Raw genomic sequence first — 9,590 nt, forward strand, 5'->3', positions numbered from 1 at the left:
CCGGATTAAACGACTGCTTCCTGTAGTGCCGCTTCAATAATCTCCTTCTCAATGTCTTTCCCGATAAACACCAGATTCGTCCCGCGAGCCTCATCTGCTGCCCATAGGCGATCAAAATGCGTATCCAAACGCTCACCAACTGCTTGTAACACCTGACGCATTGGCTTACCCGGCAACGCGGCAAAGCCTTTCGCGCGGAAGATATTGTACTGCGCCAATAACTGCTTCAGCGTCGCCTGCAATTTATCGCTGTCGACTTCACCCAGCTTAATCACAAACGAATCAAAGTGATCATGCGCGTGTTCGTGGTGGTGGCCGTGATCATGGTGATGGTCATGATGGTTATGCACATGGTCAATATGATCTTCAGCAGCTGCATCAACCCCCATCAACATATCACTGGCGATCTCGCCATCGCTGACATAAGTGACTTTCACTGATTCAGGCACTTTAGCGGTTACAGCAGCTTCAACACGTGTACGTTCAGTATCATCCAGCAAGTCATTCTTACTTACGATCACCAGATCAGCCGCGCTAAGCTGATCATCCAGCAGCTCCTGCAAGCTAGGGTCATGATCCAGACTCTCATCAGCCATACGCTGCGCCTGAACCTGCTCTTCATTATTCGCAAAACGACCCGCCGCAACTGCAGGGCCATCAATCACTGTAATCACCGCATCAACCGTGCAATGCTGTTTGATCTCAGGCCAGTTAAACGCTTGTACCAACGGCTTAGGCAGAGCCAATCCGCTGGTTTCAATCAGGATATGATCGATCTCATCACGACGCTCTACCAACTGCTGCATTACCGGTAAAAACTCTTCTTCAACCGTGCAGCAAATACAACCATTGGCGAGTTCATAAATACCGTTATCATCGCCAGCAACCACCTCAGCGGCTTCATCTTCCTCACAGTCCAGTGGGCAACTACGCAGTAAATCCGCATCAATATCCAACTCACCAAACTCATTCACAATCACAGCGATACGCTTGCCTGCAGCCTGCTTAAGCACATTTGAAAGTAGGGTGGTTTTACCGCTGCCCAAAAAGCCGGTAACAATCGTTGCTGGTATTTTATCTAGTTGCATATTTCTGTCCTTTTTGTAGTTCGAGGCAAATTGCCACTCACTTTTCAGTCTATGGTGTAAGAGCTCAGTCTGGTCATCTCACCGCCACCCTTATAATTAAGTAGATACATTGCCGGTTGAAGGGTTTGCAGGGATTAACTTCGCGCCGCGTTTTCAAGCGAAGCTTGAGGGCAAGCTAAGTTAATACCTTCAAGCCCGCCACGATGTATCAAGTATTAAAATCATCTGCTCGCGGCAATGTATCAATCACCCCACGCACGATTTCTTTAGGTTGTTTGGCCTTATTTTTCGGGCGATAAACATGCGCCTGATCAGTGTCATAAAGATAAGAGTCATTAAACTCATCGGTTGCCAACACATGACCAACCAATATCAAACAAGTACGCGTGAATTTCTTAGCACGCACTTTGGCCGTGATATCACTGAGTGTTCCCGTGACCTTATCTTGCTCTGGCCATGAGGTGCGATAGCACACGGCAACCGGGCAGTCCTCACCATAATGTGGAATCAGTTCTTCGACGATTTTATGAATGTGCGTGACACCCAGATGAATCGCCAGCGTCGCACGACTTTGTGCCAATGCCGGTAATTGCTCACGTTCAGGGAAGGGCGTTTTAATACTAAAGCGCGTCAGGATGATGGTTTGCGATACACCAGAAAGCGTCAGTTCTTTACCTAGCCATGCCGCTGAAGCTGAGACTGCCGTTACACCCGGAATGATTTCATAGTCGATGCCTTGTTGTTCTAATCGGCGGATCTGCTCACCAATTGCACCGTATAACATGGGGTCACCGGAGTGAACACGTGCCACATTTTGTCCAGCGGCGTGTGCCGCTTCGATATCCACCATGATCTCATCTAAGTCCATGTGGGCAGTGTCTTTAATGAGTGCAGCAGAGTCTTCAACGTCGGCCAGAATTTCACGCGGCACTAATGAGCCCGCATACAAAACCACAGGGCAATCTTTCATAATGCGCTGCGCTTTGACAGTAATCAGTTCCGGATCACCCGGGCCTGCGCCAATAAAATAAACTTTCATCAATCTTCCTTTAACCTTGCCGTTATTGGCGCCAGACCGCTGCTGCGAGGGGTATTTGCAGAAGCGACACTACAGCGATTGCTTACGGGTGCTCGACAATGACATTGATTTAGCACCTAACCACTGAGGCGCTATAGTGTAAATCAGAATGGTGGCATACCGCCAGAAGACAAGGAATACTTATGGCTATCCGAAGGGGCGGTATTTTTTAAGGCGAACCGGTGTCAGAGGCAAGGAAAGAGGGCAAGTAACGGCAGTTACTGCTAAAGCTAAGGTCACAAATGCTCGGTGGAAACTCAGAGTTTACCGGCTGCCAGCCTGATTTTATGCGGCGAGCTTTCAGGTAGTTGCGTGCGGTTCTAAAGCTTTCATAACCACTTCCGGCGGTGCTGCCAAGACTGGTTTCATCGTATACAAAGAAGTAGGCGAAATATTGGTTAGGATCGATGCTATCAAGTTGTTTTTGAAGGTCACTACCGTTTTTGGAAAGCTCAGTGAACTTGGGCCAGTTGTCCGTCACGCGGGCATGAAAAGAAATCCCTTTGTCCTGATCAAGTTGCGCAAACAAACCTTCATAACCTAACTCAAAGATACGTTTGCCTGCAGAGGCGCCATTACTGGCTTGCTGGGCGGCATTCTCAAAGACTTGCTCAGTATCAAGTAGCAGTAAGCGATCATCTTTACTAATGATGTAAGCCGGTCTCAGATCGGTTTCATGCTCAATGGGAATTTCCAACTCGTAGGTTTTATTGTTGTCGTGAATCAGATTGATCACGGCAAAAATAATCAGAATACCAACCGAGTTAGAGACGATGTCAGTCAGCGAATCTACATTGATTAGATTCTTCATTTCGCCCCCTGATTGTGCAGACTCAATGACCAGTTGGCATCCAGCGGTTCAAGTCCGACGCTGATGTTTTGTGCGTCAATGGAGTTACTCATCACCGAACGAACTTTCTGGTAAGCCTGCCCACCGTTGGGGTAAACACCAAACAAGACAAATTCTTCGTAGAGGAAGTTAGCCTGTAATGCCATCTCGTTGATTTTGCGTATTTCGTACATCCACTCCAACACGTCTTCAGTGTCTGGAGCGCGTGCGCTATTGGCAGGGTTCGCTTGTGAGGCCATCACCTGATCAATCAGGCGTTGACGATTCAGAATAATAAAAGCCAGTTCTGCTTTGTCTTGATCGCTGACAACCTTCTGTAGTTCCTGCAGGCGATTAACCGGCGGTAATACGATCATGCCATCCGGCAGCGTGAAGATCTGAAACGCGACTTTATAGCCTTGTTCCAGCTCCATTGTCAGCTGAATCTTCTGAGGGGCAGAGACGCTGCTCAGTATATTGATAAAAGACAATACGCCCATCACGCACAGGAAAATACTCAGAAACGGAAACAGACTTATTTCCAGTTTTTCCTGTGGCAGGTAACGGGCGTAACGGCTGGCCCTATTTGCCATGTTTCTTGTAATCGCTCAAACGTGATTCAAAGATCATCTCGTACAGATCTTCCATGGTTTCCTGAAGCGCACCGACTTGCGTACTTAGTAACTTGATTTCATTTGCAACGGATTGAACAGGTGCCATTCCGGGAGCAGCAGTCTCACCATTTGCACTCATTGCAGTGGCTGCGGTGTGACCTGAGAAAGTTTCTAATCGAGGTTTGATCTCATGAAACCATTGTTGATCCAATTGGATCAGATAGGCTTCCTCGCGTTTCTCTAGCCAAATCATGGTCATCATGAGCGGCACGCTGAGTAACAATGCCAGCAGGGTCGTATCAAAGGCGGTCGCCAATGAGTTAGTCACCAGTGGCAGGTTGTCCTTCAGCATTGATGAAACATCTGTCACTGAGCTGGTTGATGTCATGGCGTCTGAGAAGTGCGCGATACCATTACTGATTCCCCATACTGTGCCGATAAAGCCGAGAATCGGAATTGCCCAGACCATGAAGCGGGATAAGGAAAAAGAGCCGCGCATATACTCACGCTCGGTAATACCGAAGGCTTCGTCCACATCACTGCTGGGGTGCTTTTGACCGAGGTATAAGCGCAAACGGGTGAGCAACAGGTTGTCACTAGGGACTTTGCTGCTTGGCACTTGCTGACGCACGGAGGTCCATAGCAGATTGTTATCAACACCTGGTACCGAGCTGTTGAGTACCGCTGGCAGCGCGTGTTTGGCGACGACTTCGCTTTGGCGTTCTTCGCGAATCAGCTTGCCACGCTTCATCCAGAGGTGTGCCAGACTAGCAACGAAAAACCACAATATTAAGGGTGAGATCCAGTTGCCGATGAGGATTTTAAGGATACGTGGCAGCGTATCCATATCCATCACAAACTGTACCGCCAGTGCCGGCAATAAAATTAATATTGCCGAGAGCACTAAGGGTTGGAAAAACGCCTGTTCAATTGGATACTGGCGTGTCGTCGTGACCGCCAATGGCGATACTCTGGATACAGGTTCTTGAGTCACTGTTGATTCTCTTTCCATTATATTGAGTGCGTGCTGTGCTTAGTATCCAGCCGCTATTTGTTGTCCGTCTTTACCCCAGAAAACCCACTCGATAAAGTTATCGTGAATTTTTCTGCCACGACTTCTCGCTCTCGGGTCATTGTGCAAAATTGAGACAACATACGTTCGTCCATCGGCTGCATTGACATACCCTGCGATACCGCGTACGTCACGCAGAGTCCCTGTCTTAAAGAAGCCACGACCACGGACTGCTGAGGTACGTAAACGTCCTTTCATGGTGCCATCAACCCCCGCAACGGCCATTGAGCGTAACCAGACATCACTGTGTGGGCCGTAATAGGCTTTACTCAGCAAGTGCGAGATATTTTCTGTGCTGATTCTGGCGTAACGGCTTAGGCCCGAACCATTCTCTATACGTAGCTCAGGGAAATTCAGGCCCTGCTTACGTAAATAATCATCAATCGCTTCTGCGCCTTTCTTCGGTGTACCAGGAGCGCCAAAACGCTTTGCACCAATCGAACGCATTAACTGTCGCGCCATTACGTTATTACTGTCTTTCACCACGGTTGGCAGAAGTTCAGCAAGGCTTTTTGAATAGTGCGTGTGGATCATACGGACATTGGCAGGTGTCGCTCCCACCATAAACTGAGCGTTAAAGCGGCCTTTTAGTTCCTTAGTCCAGATCTTTTTTATTGCCGAATACATGGTGTTGGCCGGATCAGTCACTGCCATGGTGAAACCACGGTTGCGGCAACGACGCGCTAAATAACCACTGAATGTGATAGTGACGGCATCACCACGTCCGCGCTTAACACTAGTGCTAACGCGGCAGCTACGCTTCGCGCGCTTAATTTTATTCACAATGCGCAGGTTATGTGCCGGTGTTGAGGTAGTCACGCTGATGCGGTTGCCTTTACGGGCTGCGGTAAACTGACTGCGACGCTCGTTAAACATGAGCGCATCAGGCTGTGCATTGTAAGAGCTGTAAGGCTTGCCATCAAACGCACCGGGATCAATTTTCGGCCCGTTAAAAAAGGTGTCATCAAAGATCAAACGCCCCTGAATGGTATGGATACCCTTTCGTCTCAGCTGATTGAGCATTTCACGCAATGCTTTCGTATCAAAGTCCGGTGCTCCGTATCCTTTGATATAAACATTGCCCGACAGTACACCGCCTTGCAGACTACCGTTAGTGGTAATCTCTATCGGCCAGCGGTAGTTTGGTCCCAATGTACCTAATGCAACGTACGAGGTAAGCAGCTTCATCACCGAGGCGGGATTGCGTGCGACCTGTGCATTATGAGAGATCAGTGGCCTTGGAGAACCAATCGCCTGAACATACGCACTCATTCCCCACGTTGACATGCCAGAGGACTTCAGACGGTTCTGAATCTCAGCGGGTAGGTTCGGGTAGATTGGCTCAGCAGCCTGAGTGACAGTGGATAGTAACGGTAATGCGACGACTGCCGCACACATTAATTTTTTTAAATTCGCCCTTATTTTCATTAAATCTATACCTTATTCGGGTTTATTATTTTTATTGTATTGCTAGATTGCCATTAACGGTTGATGCCAAGACTGTCCCAGATCTCATCGACCCGTGCTTTAACGTCCTGATCCATTGTTATTGGCTCGCCCCATTCGCGGGTAGTTTCCCCCTCCCACTTATTTGTTGCATCAAGCCCCATTTTTGACCCCAGTCCTGAAACGGGAGATGCGAAGTCAAGATAGTCTATCGGAGTGTTTTCAACCATAAGTGTATCACGTGCCGGGTCCATTCGGGTAGTCATTGCCCAGATCACATCCTGCCAATCTCTCGTATTTATATCATCATCTACCACAATAACGAACTTGGTATACATAAACTGGCGCAAAAACGACCATACTCCCATCATCACACGTTTGGCATGACCGGGGTATTGTTTCTTCATGCTCACGATGGCCATCCTGTAGGAACAGCCCTCTGGCGGTAAATAGAAGTCGACAATCTCCGGAAATTGCTTCTGCAAAATGGGTACGAATACCTCATTTAGCGCAACACCGAGGATAGCTGGCTCATCCGGTGGTCGGCCAGTATAGGTACTGTGATAAATCGGCTGATTTCGGTGAGTTATCCGATCAACGGTAAAGACGGGGAAGCTATCTACCTCATTATAGTAGCCGGTATGGTCGCCGAACGGTCCTTCGGGTGCCATATCGTCGGGATGAATATGGCCTTCTAATACAAATTCAGCTGATGCCGGAACTTGCAGGTCATTGCCAATACATTGAGCTAATTCAGTCCGTGATCCCCGTAATAAACCAGCAAATGCGTATTCAGATAAGGTGTCCGGAACAGGTGTGACTGCTCCTAAGATGGTCGCGGGATCAGCGCCGAGTGCCACGGTGACAGGGAATGGCTCGCCGGGGTGTTCTTTTTTCCACTCCAAAAAGTCCAGTGCACCACCGCGATGCGACAGCCAGCGCATAATGACGCGGTTTTTACCGATGACTTGTTGGCGGTAGATACCGAGGTTCTGACGTTTTTTGTGCGGGCCCTTGGTGATCACTAAGCCCCAGGTAATCAGTGGTGCGGCATCCCCCGGCCAACAGTGTTGCACCGGAATTTTACCAAGATCAACAGCATCGCCTTCAATAACGTGCGCCTGACATGCAGGCTTGCTGATTTTCTTTGGTGCCATATCCAGCACTTTGCGGTACTTAGGAATCAGGTTTAGCGCATCCCGAAAGCCTTTAGGTGGCTCCGGCTCTTTGAGCATGGCCAATAACTGACCTACGCCGCGCAGTGCATCCACGCTGTCCTCGCCCATACCCATCGCTACACGCTTAGGCGTTCCAAATAAATTGGTCAGCACCGGTGTCTCGTAACCTTTGGGGGTCTCAAAAAGCAGTGCTGGGCCACCGGCGCGCAACACCCGGTCAGAGATTTCGGTCATTTCCAGATAAGGGTCAACTTCGGCAGTAATTCGTATTAACTCACCCTGCGCTTCGAGTTGCGCAATGAAATCTCTGAGATCGTGGTATTTCATTAGTTTCCTTTAAACTCACCGTAAAGAATCAAGCTGTGGTCAGCTAATTCAAAGCCATGTTCTTCTGCGATTTCACGTTGACGTTGTTCGATAATTTCATCATGAAACTCGACGATTTTGCCTGTTTTGAGGCAGACCATATGGTCATGATGCTCACCATTATCAAGCTCAAATACCGCCTGGCCACCTTCGAAATTGTGACGAATCACTAAGCCTGCTGCTTCAAACTGCGTCAGTACACGGTATACCGTCGCCAGCGCAATATTGCTGTCATTATCGGTGAGAAGTTCACGATACACATCTTCCGCGCTCATATGACGGGTTTTACTGGTTTCCAAAATTTGTAGAATTCTGGTTCTTGGCAGGGTGACTTTGAGTCCTGCCAGCTTAATTTCATCGGTGCCCATGATAACTCCTGTGTGATTGCTGCGAGTGTGCCTCAGCGAGACTGTAAGCACAATCTTCCTTATTTCTCAGTGCTAAAATTGAGTTTCCCCAGTGCTGAGAGTAGTTGCTCTACGTGTTGTGTTGTGTGAGCTGCCGAGAGCGTGATACGTAAGCGTGCTTCTCCGGCAGGCACGGTTGGCGGGCGGATCGCCGTGACCAAAATCCCCTGCGATAATAACTGCTGACTGTAGCAAAGTGCCTTGTCACTTCCACCAACTAATATGGGTTGAATCGCGGTGTCAGATGGCATCATCGGTAGGCCTAATTGATCTGCACCTTGTTTAAACTGCGTTATCAATTGTTGCAGATGGTTACGTCGCCAGGTCTCTTTCTGCATTAACTCCAGACTTTTACAGCCAGCGGCCGCGATTGCGGGCGGCATTGCGGTTGTAAAAATATAGGTGCGTGCTGATTGTATCAGGAATTCAATTAAATCGTGATCACCGGCTATAAATGCGCCAGCAGTACCTGCGCCTTTGCCCAGAGTGGCTATTAGTACAGGGACATCATCACTGCTTAAGCCTTCTTGCTCGACCAGTCCAGCACCTGTTTCGCCTAGTACACCAAAGCCATGTGCGTCATCGACCATTAACCAGCTTTGGTGCTCAGTTGCTATATTAGCGAGCTCTTTGAGATTGGCACAGTCACCATCCATACTGAACACGCCATCGGTTACGATCATACTAGCCGTATCAGTACTTCGGGCAATACGCTGTTGCAAATTGTTCATATCTGAATGTTGGTAACGCCACATTTTGGCATCACTCAGGCGTCCTGCATCCATTAAAGAAGCGTGGTTCAGGCGGTCTTGATAGAGACTTTCGCCTTTGCTGGTCAGTGCGCCAATTGCGCCGAGGTTGGCCATGTAGCCTGTCGAAAACAATAGTGCACGCTCGCGACCTGTGAATGCGGCTAATGCTTCCTCTAAACGTTGGTGTTCAATGTTGTGGCCATTGATGAGGTGTGCAGCGCCACTGCCAACACCATAGTTTGCCGCCGCTTGCTGAAATGCTTGAATCAACTCGGGGTGGTTGGCCAGTCCTAAATAATCATTGCTGCAGAAGGTTAGGATCTTTTCGCCATCAATCACCATATCAGGTTGTTGAGGGGAGTGGTTTAGACGTGGTGAGCGATAGAGATACCGCTGCTGCTGTTGGGCGAGAAAATTGCGGATGTGTTTGAAGTCTTTTTTCATCGCTGCATTATACAAACAAAAAAGGCACCCGAAGGTGCCTTTATGCAGCAAATGTGACCTTAGTTTTTCTTGATCAGGAAGGCGAACTTGCCGTCCTCTTCACCACTACTTAATAGTTCGTGACCTGTCTGGTTGCAGTAAGCTTCGAAGTCTTTAACCGCACCGGGGTCTGTTGCAATCACTTTAATGACTTCGCCTACTTCCATGCCGTTCATTGCTTTTTTGCAACGCAAAATCGGTAGCGGGCAATTCAAACCAGTTGCATCCAGTTCTTGATTAAATTCGCTCATTTTCCTCTATATGAACGCATCCCAGT

10 protein-coding genes are annotated in these 9,590 nt (G+C 48.6%); all 10 read right to left on the minus strand.

Going from position 1 to position 9,590, the window contains the following annotated elements; all coding sequences use genetic code 11:
• Positions 1–5 precede the first annotated feature (5 nt).
• The gene (gene cobW / locus DKW60_RS21465; protein ID WP_109839715.1) at positions 6–1,088 is read right to left on the minus strand and encodes a cobalamin biosynthesis protein CobW; all 1,083 of its coding nucleotides are present in this window, start codon (positions 1,086–1,088) and stop codon (positions 6–8) included.
• Positions 1,089–1,296: 208 nt separating this feature from the next.
• A complete protein-coding gene (cobM, locus tag DKW60_RS21470; RefSeq protein ID WP_109839716.1) occupies positions 1,297–2,127 on the minus strand; it encodes a precorrin-4 C(11)-methyltransferase in 831 nt (276 codons plus the stop codon).
• 208 nt (positions 2,128–2,335) lie between these two features.
• Positions 2,336–2,977 carry a hypothetical protein gene (locus tag DKW60_RS21475; RefSeq protein WP_109839717.1) on the minus strand — a complete coding sequence of 214 codons (642 nt, stop codon included), beginning with the start codon at positions 2,975–2,977 and terminating at the stop codon, positions 2,336–2,338.
• Positions 2,974–3,588 (minus strand): hypothetical protein, encoded by a 615-nt coding sequence (locus DKW60_RS21480; RefSeq protein ID WP_109839718.1) that lies wholly within the window; start codon positions 3,586–3,588, stop codon positions 2,974–2,976. Before DKW60_RS21480 ends, DKW60_RS21475 begins: the two co-directional genes overlap by 4 nt.
• The gene (locus DKW60_RS21485; RefSeq protein WP_181389841.1) at positions 3,578–4,603 is read right to left on the minus strand and encodes a MotA/TolQ/ExbB proton channel family protein; all 1,026 of its coding nucleotides are present in this window, start codon (positions 4,601–4,603) and stop codon (positions 3,578–3,580) included. The genes DKW60_RS21480 and DKW60_RS21485 overlap by 11 nt, the downstream gene beginning before the upstream one ends.
• Positions 4,604–4,642: 39 nt before the next feature.
• On the minus strand, positions 4,643–6,109 hold the full coding sequence (gene dacB / locus DKW60_RS21490) for a D-alanyl-D-alanine carboxypeptidase/D-alanyl-D-alanine endopeptidase (RefSeq protein ID WP_109839720.1): 1,467 nt from the start codon (positions 6,107–6,109) through the stop codon (positions 4,643–4,645).
• Positions 6,110–6,162: 53 nt separating this feature from the next.
• A complete protein-coding gene (gene ubiD / locus DKW60_RS21495; RefSeq protein WP_109839721.1) occupies positions 6,163–7,632 on the minus strand; it encodes a 4-hydroxy-3-polyprenylbenzoate decarboxylase in 1,470 nt (489 codons plus the stop codon).
• Positions 7,632–8,039: a ferric iron uptake transcriptional regulator gene (fur, locus tag DKW60_RS21500; protein WP_109839722.1), complete on the minus strand. Its 408-nt coding sequence runs from the start codon at positions 8,037–8,039 to the stop codon at positions 7,632–7,634. The genes ubiD and fur overlap by 1 nt, the downstream gene beginning before the upstream one ends.
• A 59-nt stretch (positions 8,040–8,098) precedes the next feature.
• A complete protein-coding gene (gene bioF / locus DKW60_RS21505; protein ID WP_109839723.1) occupies positions 8,099–9,274 on the minus strand; it encodes an 8-amino-7-oxononanoate synthase in 1,176 nt (391 codons plus the stop codon).
• A 59-nt stretch (positions 9,275–9,333) separates the two neighbouring features.
• On the minus strand, positions 9,334–9,564 hold the full coding sequence (locus DKW60_RS21510) for a sulfurtransferase TusA family protein (protein ID WP_109839724.1): 231 nt from the start codon (positions 9,562–9,564) through the stop codon (positions 9,334–9,336).
• Between the last annotated feature and the right edge of the window lie 26 nt (positions 9,565–9,590).

The organism is Leucothrix pacifica, from assembly GCF_003172875.1.
Classification (GTDB): domain Bacteria; phylum Pseudomonadota; class Gammaproteobacteria; order Thiotrichales; family Thiotrichaceae; genus Leucothrix; species Leucothrix pacifica.